We start from the raw sequence: 17541 nt of genomic DNA on the forward strand, positions 1-17541 counted from the left end.
ACCCCTATCGATTAATTTAGACTGTCAATTTTTCCGCATTCGAAGTATAATGGTACAATATCTTAAGTGCAAAGGAGTGATCCCCCTTGTTTTTTTATCACAAGTTGGTGGATACCACGGTTAAGAAAATGAAATCGCAAGCAGCAAATTTTATCACAATCAGTAATATGTCTTTCGGCGGCGCGGCCATAATGGCTACACTACATGAATACTATAGCTACAGTGTCTTGTTTATCTTTATCGCAGCCCTTCTTGATCGCTATGATGGGAAGGTGGCTAGAGCACTTGGACAAGTGTCTGATTTAGGTAAACAATTAGATTCTATGAGTGATATTATATCATTTGGTGTGGCACCTGCATTATTAATGTATAAAGTTGTCTTAGTAGACTTTGGTTTTGTCGGTATGACAATGACAGTATTGTATATTGTCTGCGGTGCGATGAGATTAGCTCGCTTCAACATTTCAGAAGCAAACGGCTATTTTACTGGGTTACCGATTACTGCGGCAGGTACAGTCTTAACATTAACGTATTTCGCATCTAATACGTTCCACCCCGTATTTTATCTTTTCCTATTCCCAATACTAGCATTACTAATGATTAGTACAATCACGTTAAAAAAAGTGTAACAGCGCATTTGCTGTTGCACTTTTTTTCATTTAACACAGCTTTAAAACATATACTGTCGAAAAATGGGGAAAGGATGAAATCATTCAATGAGCGGAATTTTCACATCTATGTTGCAGTTATGGCTTGAGATCCCAGCATTACTTGGCTATTTAAAGGGGCAAACTTTCCATAAACCCTTTTCAAAAGAAGAGGAAGCTGCTTGTATTGAACGATTTTTAGGCGGTGATGAGCAAGCGCGTCTTGATCTAATTGAACGTAATATGAGACTTGTCGCACACGTTGTGAAAAAATTTCACCCAAAGCATGAGCAACTTGATGATTATATTTCCATCGGTACAATTGGTTTGATGAAAGCTGTAGAAAGTTATACACCTGACAAAAAAACTCGTCTTGCCACTTATGCCGCCCGCTGTATCGAAAATGAAATTTTAATGCATCTGCGTACACAGAAAAAAGTGCAAAAAGATGTTTCCTTATTTGAGCCAATCGGTACAGATAAGGATGGTAATGCCCTACAAATCCGAGATCTCTTACAATGCGATGAAGAAAGTGCAACAGAAAAAATTGAACATAAAGAGCATGTTGCACAACTATATCACTATTTGCATATGCTCGACGAACGTGAGCTCGAAATCGTTACACTTCGTTATGGTCTTAACCAGCAGGATGCACTTACACAAAAGGAAATCGCTGCACGTTTAAATATTTCTCGTAGCTATGTATCTCGCATTGAAAAGCGAGCACTTATTAAACTCTATCAATTATATAAACGAGATCAAAAAATTATTGAGTAATATAATGTAAATTGATAATAATAATAATTCAATAAATCTATGCTATTATTTCGCAATGAATCTTGTATTTTTATCGGTAAAAAGGAGACATTTATAGCTGACGTTTCACTTTCGCCACGAAAACATTTGTAGCTGACGCTTCGCTTTCGCTACGAAAACATTTGCTGAAATAAAGAAAGCTCTCTTGCGTCATTAAAATGTCGCAAGAGAGCCTATTCTCTTAATGAATTTCGACAGATTCTGAAAGTTCTGCTGAAATAAGTGTACCGAGTAACATTGTTATAATGACTACACCTGCTGTTAAAAATAGCACTATGCATGCCTCCCATCTGAATATGAAGAGATTTAATTAACAACAGTTTAGCATTCGTGCGACTTTTAAACTGTGATTTTTCTCACACTAAAAGGCACTCATTTTGACTTTTTTGTGTAGTTTATCCCGCAGTTTGGTGAAAACTAATACTCAGTGGGTTAAAGAAAACTCTGCTGATAATAGACTTTATAACGATTCGATAGCTTTTAGTACTATTTGTGTTGAATGCTTTGCAGCTACTGGTAAAAACTCATCGAAGCTAATATTCGATTCTTTTCCAGCAATATCTGATAAAGCACGTATAACAACAAACGGAGTACCAAATTGGTAACACACTTGTGCAACAGCTGCTGCTTCCATCTCCACTGCCTTCATTTGCGGGAAGTGACGACGAACTGCTTCTACACGAACAGGATCATTCATAAAAGCATCCCCTGAGCAAATTAAACCAATACCATATTGGTGCTCTCCAACAGCCTCTACAGCATCTTCAGCCACTTTCATAAGTTTTTCATCTGATTTATAAGCTGCTGGCATACCTGCCATTTGCCCCATTTCATAACCGAAAATCGTTACATCTACATCATGATGACGGACTTCATCTGAAATAACGATTGCCCCTACTTCAAGCTTTTCATCGTAGCCTCCGGCAGAGCCCGTATTAATGACTACATCAGGCTTGAATTCATGTAATAGAATAGTAGTTGACATTGCAGCATTCACTTTACCAATACCACTTTTTAATAAAACTACCTCGTTCCCTTTGTAAGTTCCTGTTGTATATTCACTACCTGCAATTGTTGTGCTTTTTGCCTTTTTTAAAGATGCTCGTAAAAGCTCTACTTCCTCTTCCATTGCACCGATTACTGCGATTTTCATATCTTCGTTACTTCCCTTCTTTATGCACTTCAAATCAATTATGCCTCGGAATAATTGCGTCCGGGAATCGGCTTTGTGCTTAGGCCTGCACGAGGGCCGACACGATGTCGGTCATTTCGGTAATGCCACAGGACGTGGCGTATTTACCGATGCAGGTCAGTTAGCCGTTATCGCACGGAAGCGATGATATTAGGCTAACATCCTTTTTAAGAGCTCTTTTCCGATTACCGTGACATCCGCCGGAGGCTTTGGGCCAACAAATGTTTACTGTGCAAAAGCGCAGTGCTAACGTAGCGTCAGCAACATGAAGTTGGTCACTCAGTCGTTACCACAGGACGTGGGGTTCTTAGACTGAGTTCCTTTATATCAGCGGATGTTTGTTACATCTGCTGATATAAGTTAAAAATAATAAAACGAGTTACTTTCGTCAATAGGCGCCATTTAATGTATTTAGTTGCTCAAGTTTCACTGGTAACCAGCCTTCGTTTTCGACCCATTCCATGCTGACACGGTACATTTGTGTCTTGTCATTGGTTGAAACTGTTGCAATAGCCGAATTAGCACCACCGTTATTTTGTAAACGCCAAATAATCATATTGTCTTTTTCGATGCCTGTAACGGCAGTAACTGTGGCCACCTTTTCAGCCCAGTCTACAGATTTATTATCGTAAGAAGACACATGCTGGCCTGTTTGTGTTGTAGGTGTAGGCTTCCAGCTTTTATTAGTTACAACCTTATCAACAATTGGGTTGTCTGACGTGGTTTCAGTAGCAGCATCCTGTTCAGATGTTTGAGTTTCATCTGTAGGCTCTTCCTCTGTTTCCTCTTGAGCTGTTACATCATTATTTTTCTCTTTAGAAGGTTCTTCCTTCACGTCTTCTTTATCGTTCTTCTGCTCCTGTATTGGCTCGTCTTTCTCAACTTGCCCTGCATCATCCTGCCATTTAAACACAAATGTGGCTACTATAATAATTAATATCACGACAATACCAATTAATACATTCAATAGTTTATCTAGCTTTTTATTATGAGATGGCTGCAAATGACGGCTGCTTCGAGTTTTTCGTTCACTCATGAAGTCTCCCCCTCTCTAGCCAATATTTTATCAAGTTCAACAGCACTTGCAAAATAATTGTGCTCTTATTATATCATAGACAAAACTAAAGACCTCTTAAGGTATTTATTGGATTTTGGCTATTGAATCAATTATGCAACGGCGTAATTGTGTACGGAATCTGCTTTATGCTAACGAGACGTTGGTTATTCAGTCATATGTTGTTGTCGCTTCGCATTCGCATAGTTAAATTGCTACAATACTCCGCATTCATCTCACTACCTATAAAAGCGGGATACTCCTGAATCGTCTGTCGCTACAAATGCCTTTTGCTAAAGAAGTGTAAAAACTCACATAGATGATAGAATCAAGAACAGTATCGCCTTGGCGGTGCTGTAGATACAATACATTGTGCTGAATGAAGATAAAAGCAGCTAGCTCTCTTTTACAAAGAAAGCTAACTGCTTGTACAAAAATTATTTTATTGAAATAATTTTAACTTTCATTTCACCACCAGGTGTTTGTACGACAACCTCTTCGCCTTCAGCACGACCTAACAAGCCTTTAGCAATTGGTGATTCATTTGAAATACGGAATTCCATTGGATCTGCCTCAGCCGAACCAACAATTGTGTACGATTCTTCATCTGTTGTTGGTTTTCCATTAATAATTTCTACAAATGTAACCGTTTTCCCTAATGAAACTACACTATTGTCTGTTTCGTCCTCAGAAATAATAACTGCGTTACGAATCATTGATTTTAATGTAGAAATTCGACCTTCAAGAAAGGCTTGCTCTTCTTTTGCAGAATCATACTCAGCATTTTCAGAAAGATCCCCGAAATCACGAGCGATTTTAATACGTTCTACGATTTCCTTACGAGTTTCCGTTTCTAATTTCACTAATTCTTCTTCTAATTTTCGTTTACCTTCAGCTGTCATTGGGTACTGTTTTTCGTTTGCCAAAGTTCTTCACTCCTTGTTTTCGTCAATATAAAAACATAAAACTCGATTAAGTGCCTAGTAGGAATCACTTAATCGAATTTTATTATTTTTAAACGGTTTCAAATTACTCTTTGACCTAATAGTATGCATGCCTTTCTGAAATATGTACAGATATGCATGTAAATATTGTCAATACCACTCTATCTTATTACAATACGTTGTCGGTTTCAAGGATAGTTTTAATCTTCGTTACCATTAAATCAATCGCAACCTCATTATCCCCACCTTCAGGAATAATAATATCAGCATAACGTTTCGTCGGTTCAATAAATAGATTATGCATTGGACGCACTGCCGATAAATATTGGTCGATTACAGAATCTGTTGTACGTCCACGCTCTTTTATATCACGCATTATACGACGAATAATACGTAAATCTGAGTCCGTATCTACAAATAATTTAATGTCCATTAAATCACGTAAATCTGCATCTTCTAACACTAAAATACCCTCTAGTATAATAACATCTACAGGCTCTACAGGAACAACTTCTTTTGCTCTTGTATGCTGCACATAATCATATACTGGCTTTTCAATTGGTTGACGAACCAATAATTTTTTTATGTGCTCAATTAACAAATCATTATCGAACGCTAACGGATGGTCATAGTTTGTACCTAAACGCTCCTCAAACGTTAAATGACTTTGATCTTTATAATAAAAATCTTGTTCAATTACAACTACTGAATGATCGCGGAAAACATCATAAATAGCACGGGTCACACTCGTCTTTCCTGAGCATGAGCCACCAGCGATTCCGATGACGACTGGACGCTTTGCTGCCATTAATTATTCTCCTTTCGCATCATATTATGTGGTTTTAATGGTGTGTCGCATTTAAATTTAACAATTTGTAGTGGATGACGAGCAGCATCTAAGCTATTGCCATCTTCATCCCAAATTTCACCCATTGTAAAACGGAAATTTTCGATTTCTGGTCCAAAGAACTCTACCTCATCGCCAGGTTTAAAATAGTTACGTTGTTGCATTGTTACCATTTTTGTTTCTGGGTCATGCTCTAAAATTAAACCAGCAAACTCATAAGTCGTTTTACGGCCATGTACACCAAACATTTGCTCCTCGTGACCAGGTGCATCATGGAAGAATGCTTCTGCAGTATCACGGTTAGCACATTTGTCTAATTCCTCAAGCCATTCACGTTGAATTTTGAAATTGTCAGGGTCCGCACAATAAGCGTCAATCACTTTACGGTACACTGAAACAACTGTAGCAACATAGTGAATTGATTTCATACGACCTTCTACTTTTAATGAATCAATACCAAGCTCAATCATATGTGGAATTGCTTCAATTAGCTTTAAGTCTTTCGGACTCATCGCGAAAGGTGCGTGATTATCATCGAAAAGTGCCTTTTCTTCGCCATCCTCTAGCTCATATAAATCATAGTCCCAGCGACAAGATTGGCAGCAACCGCCACGGTTAGAGTCACGAGCGGTCATATGATTTGAAAGTACACAGCGACCAGAATAGGCGATACACATCGCTCCATGAACGAAAGCTTCAATTTCAATATCGACTTTTTCCTTCATCAGCTTCATTTCTTCGCCGCCTACTTCACGTGCTAATACTACACGATGTAAGCCTTCCTCTTTCCAATACTGGACAGCCTTCCAGTTTGATAAAGATTGCTGTGTAGAAAGATGGATTTCAAGCTTTGGTGCAGCTGTACGGCAAGTTTCAATGATCAGAGGGTCCGCTACAATAATGCCTGTAACACCTGCAGATTCAATATCTTTTAAATACTGCTCTAAGCCGTCCATATTTTCATTATGGGCGAAAATATTTGTCGTAACATAGATTTTCGCACCATATTTATTGGCGAATTCAACACCTTCGCGCATTTGTTCAATTGAGAAGTTATCTGCGTTTGAACGTAAACCGAATTCTTGTCCACCGATAAATACAGCATCTGCTCCATAATGAACTGCTACTTTTAATTTTTCTAAACTACCTGCAGGGGCAAGTAGCTCTGGTTTTTTTGTAATGACACGTTTCCCGTCTATAATCTCACGAATTTTGTCATTTTGTTCTAATGCTAATGCCATGTTCTTGCCACCTCCTAGTAAACTGTTTCCTTGAAGATAAAGCCAGTATCAAGAGGTCTGATGGCAGGCTGAATTTCTTCAATTTTAGCTAGTAAATCATCTTTAATATCTTCATACGCATCTTCTGATTCGTCAAAATATGTGTCAATTGCTTGACGATATGCTTCTGTTACTGTGACTACATATTCTGGTGTTTGAAGAACACCTTCAATTTTTAATGCATCAATGTCACCTTCGAATAATTCGCCAAGCTCATCAATAATGCACATATCATTTGGACTGAAAATATGCGTACCGTTAGCATCTTCATAAATTGGATATTTATTATTACGCTCATCATCATGAAGGAACATATTGCGATTTTCCTTACGATTTTCAATTTCCATTACTTTATCCTGATATAAGAAATAATGGCCTAGTAATGGGCGTTTTGATTGGAACATACATGTCATCCCATGTACTTGAACCTCAACCTCTATTTCTACATTTTCTTTAATTTCTAGCACTTCATCTAAAGAAAGTTCACGTGAAAGTACTGCGCGAGTTGCTCCGCGTTTCCCCCAATAATTTGCCGTAAACCAGTTCGTTGCAGTCGTTTCTGGATTCCAGTGTAGCGGTATTGTAACACCTTGCTCACGACGGATGATTAATACTGCTGGATCACCATAAATTAAACGGTCAACACCAATACGTTGCATTTCTTTTAAATATTCGGCAAGCGCATCCATTTTTTCATTATGGAATAGCGCATTTACCGCAACATAAACCTTTTTACCCGCTGCATGAATCAACTTTGTAGCTTCTTCCACTTCACTAACAGAAAATTCCCCTGCTAGACGAAGACCAAATTGTTGTTCACCAATGACAAAAGCATCTGCTCCAGCCTGTAAAAGTGCTTTTACATGGTCCACTGATTGCGGTGTAACAAGCAATTCAGGTTTTTTCATAATAGTCACCTCTTCAAACATAGTAATAAACCATCACCGACCGGTATAAATGCACTAGTATAATCAGGGTGCTCCATAATCCAATCGGTAAAGTTTTTTAAATTTCGAATCATTGTACGCTTGCGACGCGGTACATCTTTTAAATCCAAATCTGATAAGCCATGCATATACATATTATCGATATATAGAACTCCGCCAGATTTTACAAGAGGCGCATATTTTTCAAAAAAGCGTTGATATTGTCCCTTTGCAGCATCGATAAAAACTGCATCGAAGGTCGTATGAATTGCTTCATCGTCCACCTCTAAAGCGTCACCTTCAATGACCGTAATACGATCTGAAACTGTAGAACGTTCAATATAAGCCTTTGCTCTCGCAACACGCTCAGTATCTCGCTCAATTGTAACGATATGCACGTTAGGTAAAGCGTCAGCCATTCTTATTGCAGAATAACCAATTGCTGTACCAATCTCTAAAATTTTCGACGGATTTTGAATACGTAGCAGTTGATTTAGTGCATCAATGCCTGCAAGCTGCATAATCGGTACATGATTCTCCTCCGCAAATGCTTCCATTTCTAAAAGCAATTCATTACGTGGTTGAATAAATGATTGAATATATGCATCTGATAATTCCATTTTTAAGTTCACCCTCATATCAATTATGCCTCGGCATAATTGCGTCTAGAATCGGCTTTGTGCAAGTACACAGTCGATTTCGTGACATACACCAGAGGCTTTAGCTTCTTTCAGCGGATGCTTGGACATTTGTACCTATCGCTACAAAAGACAGCTACTGAAAGAAGTTAAAAGGCAACGAGTAATCCTCGTTGTCTGTACTTCATCATTTAACAACAAAAAGAAAAAGACCAAACGTGATGTCTTGGTACTTCGTCATACAAAAATGAGCAATTGTTTTAATAAGCTTTAAACAATTGCCACCACGTATATTTTTCCGCATTAACGGACTGATTGAATTTTTCCCATGCGGATCGATTAAAAATCACAACTTATAATAGCATGAAAATAGAAGGAAAGCTATTTTTCTTTCCTTCTACCCACATTATTACTATTTATTTTTTAATAATATCCAGTATGTCTCTGCATAATTACGTTTTTTCGCAGATGTATGGACACCGTCTGAAAAGTAACTTAACATCTCACAGGTAACAAAAATTACTCTGCATTGCGCAAATATTTTTGTTCTTTCTGTAAGTGTTCATCATATGTTTTCGAGAAGTGATTGACACCCTGTTTATCCGCTAAGAAGAAGAGATAATCTGTTTCACTTGGATTAAGCACTGCTTCAATTGAAGTTTTCCCAGCACCCGCAATAGGACCTGGTGGTAAGCCTTTATTTTTGTAGGTATTATAGGCATTATCTACTTCTAAATCTTTATAAAGCACACGATCTTTATGAGATCCTAGTGCATATAAAACAGTTGGGTCCGTTTGCAGAGGCATTCCTTGATTGATACGGTTATAGAATACGCTTGCAATTGTTTCTCGATCTGTTTGAGCAGTAGCTTCTTCTTCCAATAATGAAGCAAATGTTATTAATTGATGTACTGACATTTGTTTTTCAGTAAGAGCATCGCTGTAATTTTTCACAACCTTGTCCATTGCCCCTACCATTTCATCTACAATCGATTCCAATGTTGGCTTTTCCTCAAAATAAGAATACGTTGCAGGGAATAAATAGCCCTCTAAATCATAACGAATATTATCGGCTAAAACCGCATCCGTTACAAGCTCAGGATATTTAGCCTTCATTTGTTGAACAAATGTATCGCTCGTTACTAAGTCCATAAATTCCTTTTGAGTGTAAGGTGTTTTCTTTTCCACAATATTACCGATTTGTTCAAGTGTTAAGCCTTCAGGAATGGTCATTGCAAAGACTGGCGTACGGTAAACCTTTCCGGTTTTTAAACTTTTGATTAGTTCATCTAATGTCATTGACTGTGATAAATCATATTTGCCTGCTTGGAACTGAGATTCATTTTTAAATTTGGCATAGTATTTAAAAACACGTGCATCTTTAATTAACCCTTTTTCCTCTAGTAGAGTCGAAATAGAGCTTAAACCTGAACCAATTGGTACTTCAACTGCTATTGTTTTAGTCGCATCTGGATCTACTGGTTTTAATGCGGTATTCACATAATTATAGCCAATTAAACCGACTATCCCTAAAATTAGTACCAAAGCAATCGCAACAATTGCAACGATTTTCCTCACAACTTTTACCTCGGATTTTCTTTCTTGCATTTTTGAAAACATTTCTTGTTTTTTTGAACCGTTATTCACGGGTTTCCCCCCTATCACTCCATTATCATACTAGAAATCAACTTTCACGACAAACAGAAATAGATAATTCAGTAGAAAAAAGCACACATCAATTATGCCTCGGCATAATTGATGTGTGCTTAGGCCTGCACGATGCAGGTCAGTTAGCCGTTATCGCATGGATGCGATGGTTTTAGGCTAACATCCTTTTTAAGAACTCCTTTCCGATTCCGTGACATCCGCCGGAGGCTTTGGGCCAACATGATGTTGGTCACTCAGTCGTTGCCACAGGACGTGGCGTTCTTAGACTGAGTTCCTCTATTTCAGCGGGTGTTTGGACAGCCGCTGAAAGAAGTTAAAAATAGCTTGCGACAATAGAATGAGTATAATAATTAAAAGTTGATTCCCTAGAATTAGTAAAAAAAGTTGAGACAAAAACAGTTTTAAAGCATTGATAACATACTAGAGAAAACTAAATAGATAATAATGGGTCGTTTTGATTATTCGGAATGGAAGTCCCCTTCATAGAACCCAAAAATCTGCCAACAATATTGTTAGCAGACGTCTCAATAATATTTTTTCCACAATAACGATTGGAAAAACATCCAGATAATGTGAGATCTATAATTGAAAAGCTCCTTGTTTGACATCGACTAATAATCCCTTTGCAAGCTGTGTTATTACTACATCATCTGCCGGAGGATTAAAGCGGCTACATTGAACATCTCGAAATAGTCGCTGTAATTTACTAGTCTTAGACAGACTTCGTCCACCAACAACTTGCATTGCTTTTGTTACGATATCAATGGCATTGTTACAAATGACATACTTTGCAATACTAACATCTTCAGAAAGTTGATCCTTAATCGCAGGATTTTGCTCTACTTGCGCTGCAATACTATACAATGTTCGACGTGCCGTTTGATAAAGTATTTCTATTTCGCCAATTTTTTGTTGGACATGACTTGCGTGTGCGATTGTATTTTCTAAACTGTATGAATAAGTATTTTTAGCAAAATCTATTGCATAATCCCTAGCAGCCCCTGCAACTCCTAAGTAAACAGCTGGAATTTCTAATGAATAGACACGACCATCAGCTAAAAAACGGTTTATTTCATTTGGACGATGCTTGTATAGCAATGCCTCTTCCGGAACAAACGTGTCATGAAAAATAATATCATGACTACCAGTTGCACGCATTCCCATTGCATCCCAAGTATTAACAACCTCTACCTGATCATTTTTAGTTACTAAAAATTCAGCTGTTAAATTCTCTTCTTCGATATAGGCGATAATCGTAAATTGTTTTAAAATGGGGGCTAGGGAAGCAAAAGCCTTTTCACCTGTAATGATATAGCCTCCAGGCACTTTTTTTGTAATTGTGCCAGGTAAACTTCCACGAGAAATATTACCTTTTCCTCGTTCGCTATTGATAATATTTAATAGAGAACCTTCTTTAACTGCTTTACGACTTAATTCCGCAAATATTGGCTCGGGCCACGTCTTTGCCTCACGAACGTTCAAAAAGGTTAATAAGTGCCAACCAACAGACAATGCAGTAGAACCATCGCCTTTTGCTAATTGTTCCTGTACTAATAACATTTCATAAAGAGAAATTTCCTCACCGCCGTATTTTTTCGGCACTGTTAATTTAAAATAGCCAGCATCCTCTAAAATTTTAAATTGCTCAAACGGAAATTCTCCACTCTCATCATATTTACTAGCAGTCTTGTCAATTTGTTGTGCCAATTCACTAGCATATTGAACTAGCTTTTGCTCACGATCGTTACGAATATAAACATCACTCATCAATGAGTCACCTTACTTTTCGTAAATCGATTTTGTGGTTTTTTGAGTCCTAAATGTTCCCTTAGTGTTGAACCAGTATAATCTTTACGATAAATACCCCGCTCTTGTAAAATAGGCACGACCTTGTTCACAAAGTCTTCTAAATCACGTGGTAATAACGGAAACATTAACATAAAGCCATCTGCCGCTTCCTCTGTAATCCAGCGCTCCATCTCATCAGCAATTTGTGTTGGTGTTCCAACAAAGGCATCGCGCTTCGCAGGACCAAATAGGCGTGCATATAATTCGCCCACCTTTAAATTTTCTTTTTTGATAATTTCTAAATGCTCATAGAAATGACTTTGAATACTGTTGACCTTAGGAAAATCCACTTCGATTGCAGGTGTATCTAACGAGTATTTAGAAAAATCTACATTTCCCATATAGCCCGAAACAAATTTCAAGCTCTCATAGGGGTCAATCAACGCCTGTAATTCATTATACTTACGGATAGCCTCTTCCTCAGTATCCCCCACAATTGGCGATATCCCTTGGAACACAAGAAGCTCCTCCTCAGTGCGTCCAAATGGAGCAAGCTGTGCCTTTAAATGACGATAATGCTCCTTGGACCTTTCAATATCATCCCAATGAACAAAAACGACCTCCGCTGTTCGTGCTGCTAATTTTTGCCCTGGTTTTGATGCACCAGCCTGAATAATAACAGGCTGCCCCTGAACGGAACGTGCAATATTCAATGGACCTTTCACTGATAAATATTCGCCTTTAAAAGCGGTCTCATGTACTTTATTGCGATCATAAAAAATATTATTATCACGGTCGTAGACAAAAGCATCGTCCTCCCATGAATCCCATAATGATTGAACTACATCGATAAATTCCTCCGCACGTTCGTAACGATGATCGTGCTCCCAATGCTTGTCACGGCTAAAGTTTAAAGCCGTCTCTCCTGTGGCATCTGCTGTTGTCACTAGATTCCAACCGACTCTCCCATCACTAATATGGTCTACAGACATTAGCTGTCGCGCTAATACATATGGCTCACTATATGTGGTTGATGCAGTGGCACCAAGTCCAATTTTGGTTGTCGCAGCTGCCAAAGCTGTAATCTGTATAAGAGGATCAAAGCGATTTAAAATATGTGGATGTGATTCATGATTGATTGCTAAACTATCCGCAACAAAAGCAATATCAAACTTACCCTTTTCAGCTATTTGTGCCACCTTTTGCAAAGCTTTAATATCAATGCTTGCATTAACTTTTGCTGAAGGATGTTTCCAAGCTGCAATATGCATACCTGCCCCAATTAAATATAATGCAAGCTTTAACTCTTTTTTCTTAGTCATTTTGTCGTCATCTCCCTTTCATATGAATCAATTTCACTATCCATATATAAACAAAGGCATTAGATCAATATAATATTGGTCAATGAAGGTAAAATTCTTTCCATGTAGCTAATTCATCTAAAGGCATTTTTACAGGAATATAATTCCCTTTGGAAATATCTTTAATAAAATTAGCCGTTTCTTCACGCTGATAGATGTCAACAATTTTTTTCAATGTCTCATCGTCCTTATCTTCAGGTCTTGCCACGATAACATTAATAAATGGCTTCGCCGTTTCATTCTCATGAATAATGGCATCTTTCAATAGCAGTCCCGCTTCGACAGCAACCCCATTATTAATGATCGCGAAATCGGCATCCTCCATAACCCTCGGTGTCGTCGCACCATCTACTGGTAATATGTTCAATTTTTTCGGATTATCTTTAATCCGATCCTCTCCACCGTTGCCATCAAAATTATCCGTAACTGTCAGTAATCCATTCTCCTGTAACAGCAGTAACGCTCTACCCCAGTTAGAAGGATCGTTTGGTACAGCAATTTTGGCGCCCTCTTTCATATCTTCCAAGGATTTATATTTGTTAGAATATAAGCCTATCGGAGCCATAATCGTTGTGCCAATTGCCTGTAAATCTGTATCGTTACTCGTATTAAATAAATTTAAGTAAGCGACATGCTGAAATGCATTCATATCAACCTCCCCCTCCGCCAATGCTTGGTTCGGGTCATATTGTGCTGAGAATGTCACTAAATCGAGATTTATATCTTCCTTAGCAGCCTGTTTTTTTATATACTCCCACGTTTTCAATTCCGAGCTACGGATCCCAACCTTCACAGTATCTTTTTCATCTGCTTTTGCACAAGCAACTAGTAAGAATAGTAATGCTATTAAACCGAAAAAATAATTTAGTTTCCTCATATTAACCTTCTCCTTTATGACACTCTGCGTAACTTTCGTTCAAGACTATTTCCAATACTTTGAATGATTTGTACAAGGACTACTAGAATCACCACTGTGACTAAAATCGTGACATTGTCAAAGCGTTGATAGCCGTAAGTAATGGCTACATCACCAAGGCCACCTCCTCCAACTGCACCTGCCATTGCAGTCGCCCCAATAAGCCCAATTGTCGCAGTCGTGACACTTAATATTAGAGAGGGAAAAGCTTCAGGTAGTAAAAACTTTTGAATAATTTGAAGTGGGGATGCACCCATTGCCTTTGCTGCTTCGATAATGCCTTCATCCACTTCCAATAATGAATTTTCTATTAATCTTGATATATATGGACCGATATGCAAGACGAGTGGCACAATGGCAGCTGTCGTACCTATTGCTGTTCCAACGAGTAAGCGTGTAAATGGAATGATAGCAACAAGCAAAATAATGAACGGAATGGAGCGTAAGGTATTGACGATGGGATTGATGATTGAGAAAATTATTGTATTTTCAAGAATATGCCCTTTTCTCGTCACGACTAAAGTAATCCCTAAAATAAAGCCTAAAATCGCACCAAAAAATAACGAAATACTAACCATGTACAGCGTGTCTAGCACTGCGTCGATAATGATTTGTGAGCTCACCTTCATGTGCAATAACCTCCTCTATTTGAATATCTTTCGTTCTAATAAATTGATGTGCCTTTTCTATTTCTTTGTCTACGCCAACTAGTTCAACGATTAAATTACCAAAGGGAATCCCTTGTAGCTCTGTAATATTGCCAAACAATACATTTACATCAACATCAAACTTTTTTGCTACTTGAGAGACAACTGGTTGCCCAACGTCTACACCTATAAATTTCAGGTTATATATTTTTTTAGAATGATCTATCGTTTTAAGTTGCTCATAGACAGATCGTGGAATTTCATCTCGAACTACCGATTGTACAAAGTTTTTAGTCGTCTCCTCTTGCGGTGAAGAAAAAATTTCAAGTACATTGCCTGTTTCAATAACTTTTCCGTTTTCCATAACAGCTACACGATTGCAAATGTCCCTTATGACTTCCATTTCATGTGTAATCATTAAAATGGTAATGCCATACTCGATATTGACTCGCTTGAGTAGCTCCAATATAGATTTAGTCGTTTGTGGATCAAGAGCGGAAGTCGCTTCATCACACTATAAAATTGTTGGCTTTGTGACAAGTGCACGAGCAATGCCCACTCTCTGCTTTTGTCCACCTGACAGTTCATCGATATGACGTTCGGCTTTGTCCTGTAAACCAACAAATGCCAAAACTTCACTTACTTGATCTTCAATTTTTGATTTTTTAACGCCACTTAATACTAAAGGCATCGCGACATTTTCAAAGACGGTTTTAGAACGGAGAAGATTGAAGTGTTGAAAAATCATACCAATGTTTTTCTTTTCCTCTCGAAGCTGCTTTTTACTTAATGTTGTCAGCTCCTTGTCATTCACAAGTACGCGACCAGACGTTGGTTCCTCCAGTAAGTTCACTGTCCGTATTAATGTACTTTTACCAGCACCGCTAAAGCCGATAACACCAAAAATATCACCCTTTTGAATCTTTAAATTAATATGATTTAATGCGGTTACAACGGTTGTTCCTACCTGAAATTCCTTTGTCGTTTCGATAAATTCAATCATTTCACATCTACCTCCTTAGCATTTAATTTATCTTTGATACGCCCGACTTAAAGCGCTGGAACGACAGCCCCCTTATACTGATCTTCAAAAAAAGTACGTGCCTTTTCGCTCGTCAGCCATTTAACGACTGTTTGAATTGCTGGATCATTTTGCTTTTCTTTTGTCGTCGCAATAATATTGACATATGGCGATTCTGGTCCTTCGATAATAAGTGCATCTTCCACAGGGCTATAGCCCCCTTCTAAGGCGTAGTTCGTATTAATTGCCGATGCGTCTACATCATCTAGTGAACGAGTTAATAACTGAGAATCAACACCGATAAATTGAATATTTTTTTCGTTTTTTGTAATATCTTCGATCGTAAAATCATTTTTCTTTGCTTTATTCAATTCGATTAGTCCATTATTTTGAAATAGTAGTAAAGCCCGAGAAAAATTGACGACATCATTTGGAACGGAAACCTTTGCGTTTTGCGGTAAATCATTTATATTTTTGATTTTTTTAGAGTACACACCAAATGGTTCTATATGAATTCCTTTTACACTCACTAAATCTAAACGGCTTTCTTTATTCGTTTGTTCTAAAAACGGAATGTGTTGAAAGTAATTGAAATCTAGTTCTCCATCTGCCGTTTGCTGATTTGTTTGAACAGCATCTTTTAAAATGGTAATGTCTAATTTCACGCCATCCTTTTCAAGATCCTTTGCTAAATACTCTAATACTTCCGCATGTGGAACATTGGCTGCCCCTACCTTTAACGTTACTGTTTCGTCTTTACTCGCTTCTCCTTTGTTTGTGCAGCCTACCAACAAACCTATCACTAATACACCAACTAGTAGTCCCCATATTGTCCTCATTTTCAATTCCCTCCTTTGTAAATCAACTTACTTGGTTTAATGTAAAACAAATCTTATCTGTTTACTTATGATTGGTCAACGTTCGATATCTCGTTTTATTTATAGATATTTAAAAATTCAGATAAAATGAGATGTGAGAAAACCTGTTATTTCTCGAAAAATATCAAGGTTTTCTCGAAAACGCATAAATTCCATTTTCATATAGAATGTTTTTACATAAGAGATAGAAATTTTCTATTAATACTCCTAAAGTGTCGCTCCATGTTAATCGTTATACACAATAAAAAAACTCTGAGTAGCAAGTTACTACTCAGAGTTCTAATTACAATTCATTTAATACATCTTCAACAAATGCCCATTCTTCATCTGTTTCAATCGGTAATAAATCTTCAATCATTCCGTCATTTCCAGATACGTATTGAGAAGCAAAAATGTCTCGTTCTTCTATTGGCTCGTCCGTTGCTAGAACATAAAGTACATAAGATTTGCCAAATTGTTCTGATGAAAATGTATGAATAACCTCACATACTTGATCTGCCCCATGCTCATCTGTAATTGTAAATTGCTGCGGCCCTTCTTCAAACTCGTTTAAAAGTGTCAGGACTACTTCATTAATCATTTCCCATTCTGCCTCTGTTTCAACAGGCTGTAAATTTGTCATTTCTCCATTGTTATCATCATAATCAAATGTCATAGCAGAAATGTCACCAGGAATTTCATTACCATCTTCGTCGATTAACGAAAACAATACATATGATTTTTCTTCTGCATCAAAGGTGAAAACAACGCGACACTTTTGCTCTTTGCCATTCTCTCCAATGATTAGAAATTCTTGTGTTTCTTCGTTCATTTAATTTCCTCCTTTTAACTATGGTTCAAACATTGATTCGAGTCATTATAACCACATAGCTTCATTCTTCCTAAAGTAAAAAAAGGAACAAGGAGTGCTTGGTGCCA

The 17541-nt window shown here is 37.7% G+C and carries 16 protein-coding genes and 1 pseudogene; 2 read left to right on the forward strand and 15 right to left on the reverse strand.

What is annotated here, in order from left to right; genetic code table 11:
• Window positions 1-128: 128 nt before the first annotated feature.
• Window positions 129-629 carry a CDP-diacylglycerol--serine O-phosphatidyltransferase gene (gene pssA, locus ABE34_RS24470; protein ID WP_197145045.1) on the forward strand — a complete coding sequence of 167 codons (501 nt, stop codon included), beginning with the start codon at window positions 129-131 and terminating at the stop codon, window positions 627-629.
• Window positions 630-716: 87 nt separating this feature from the next.
• Window positions 717-1424 (forward strand): RNA polymerase sporulation sigma factor SigK, encoded by a 708-nt coding sequence (sigK, locus tag ABE34_RS24475; protein ID WP_049667745.1) that lies wholly within the window; start codon window positions 717-719, stop codon window positions 1422-1424.
• A 499-nt stretch (window positions 1425-1923) separates the two neighbouring features.
• Here the strand turns inward: sigK and mtnN are convergent, their stop codons facing one another.
• The 15 genes and pseudogenes from mtnN to ABE34_RS24550 form a co-directional block, all read right to left on the reverse strand.
• Window positions 1924-2616, reverse strand: a complete 693-nt coding sequence (gene mtnN, locus ABE34_RS24480; RefSeq protein ID WP_197144987.1) for a 5'-methylthioadenosine/S-adenosylhomocysteine nucleosidase — start codon at window positions 2614-2616, stop codon at window positions 1924-1926.
• A 427-nt stretch (window positions 2617-3043) separates the two neighbouring features.
• Window positions 3044-3691 (reverse strand): YrrS family protein, encoded by a 648-nt coding sequence (locus tag ABE34_RS24485; RefSeq protein WP_197144988.1) that lies wholly within the window; start codon window positions 3689-3691, stop codon window positions 3044-3046.
• A gap of 455 nt (window positions 3692-4146) precedes the next feature.
• The gene (greA, locus tag ABE34_RS24490) at window positions 4147-4635 is read right to left on the reverse strand and encodes a transcription elongation factor GreA (RefSeq protein WP_197144989.1); all 489 of its coding nucleotides are present in this window, start codon (window positions 4633-4635) and stop codon (window positions 4147-4149) included.
• Window positions 4636-4822: 187 nt separating this feature from the next.
• Window positions 4823-5461, reverse strand: a complete 639-nt coding sequence (udk, locus tag ABE34_RS24495; RefSeq protein ID WP_197144990.1) for a uridine kinase — start codon at window positions 5459-5461, stop codon at window positions 4823-4825.
• On the reverse strand, window positions 5461-6741 hold the full coding sequence (locus ABE34_RS24500) for a peptidase U32 family protein (protein WP_197144991.1): 1281 nt from the start codon (window positions 6739-6741) through the stop codon (window positions 5461-5463). The genes udk and ABE34_RS24500 overlap by 1 nt, the downstream gene beginning before the upstream one ends.
• Before the next feature lie 14 nt (window positions 6742-6755).
• Window positions 6756-7688 carry a peptidase U32 family protein gene (locus ABE34_RS24505; RefSeq protein WP_197144992.1) on the reverse strand — a complete coding sequence of 311 codons (933 nt, stop codon included), beginning with the start codon at window positions 7686-7688 and terminating at the stop codon, window positions 6756-6758.
• A 5-nt stretch (window positions 7689-7693) separates the two neighbouring features.
• Window positions 7694-8326: an O-methyltransferase gene (locus ABE34_RS24510; protein WP_197144993.1), complete on the reverse strand. Its 633-nt coding sequence runs from the start codon at window positions 8324-8326 to the stop codon at window positions 7694-7696.
• 537 nt (window positions 8327-8863) lie between these two features.
• Complete coding sequence (mltG, locus tag ABE34_RS24515; RefSeq protein WP_197144994.1) at window positions 8864-9991, reverse strand: endolytic transglycosylase MltG; 1128 nt, start codon at window positions 9989-9991, stop codon at window positions 8864-8866.
• A gap of 600 nt (window positions 9992-10591) precedes the next feature.
• The gene (locus ABE34_RS24520) at window positions 10592-11779 is read right to left on the reverse strand and encodes an acyl-CoA dehydrogenase family protein (protein WP_197144995.1); all 1188 of its coding nucleotides are present in this window, start codon (window positions 11777-11779) and stop codon (window positions 10592-10594) included.
• The gene (locus ABE34_RS24525; RefSeq protein WP_197144996.1) at window positions 11779-13122 is read right to left on the reverse strand and encodes an LLM class flavin-dependent oxidoreductase; all 1344 of its coding nucleotides are present in this window, start codon (window positions 13120-13122) and stop codon (window positions 11779-11781) included. The genes ABE34_RS24520 and ABE34_RS24525 overlap by 1 nt, the downstream gene beginning before the upstream one ends.
• Before the next feature lie 79 nt (window positions 13123-13201).
• Window positions 13202-14038, reverse strand: a complete 837-nt coding sequence (locus tag ABE34_RS24530) for a MetQ/NlpA family ABC transporter substrate-binding protein (protein ID WP_197144997.1) — start codon at window positions 14036-14038, stop codon at window positions 13202-13204.
• A gap of 14 nt (window positions 14039-14052) precedes the next feature.
• Window positions 14053-14706 carry a methionine ABC transporter permease gene (locus tag ABE34_RS24535; protein WP_197144998.1) on the reverse strand — a complete coding sequence of 218 codons (654 nt, stop codon included), beginning with the start codon at window positions 14704-14706 and terminating at the stop codon, window positions 14053-14055.
• Window positions 14648-15727 (reverse strand): annotated as a pseudogene (locus ABE34_RS24540) (methionine ABC transporter ATP-binding protein). Before ABE34_RS24540 ends, ABE34_RS24535 begins: the two are co-directional and overlap by 59 nt.
• A 47-nt stretch (window positions 15728-15774) precedes the next feature.
• A complete protein-coding gene (locus tag ABE34_RS24545; RefSeq protein WP_197144999.1) occupies window positions 15775-16584 on the reverse strand; it encodes a MetQ/NlpA family ABC transporter substrate-binding protein in 810 nt (269 codons plus the stop codon).
• Window positions 16585-16906: 322 nt separating this feature from the next.
• Window positions 16907-17434: a DUF1292 domain-containing protein gene (locus ABE34_RS24550; RefSeq protein ID WP_197145000.1), complete on the reverse strand. Its 528-nt coding sequence runs from the start codon at window positions 17432-17434 to the stop codon at window positions 16907-16909.
• Between the last annotated feature and the right edge of the window lie 107 nt (window positions 17435-17541).

The sequence above is a fragment of the Lysinibacillus sphaericus genome, assembly GCF_015844675.1.
GTDB lineage: Bacteria > Bacillota > Bacilli > Bacillales_A > Planococcaceae > Lysinibacillus > Lysinibacillus sphaericus_E.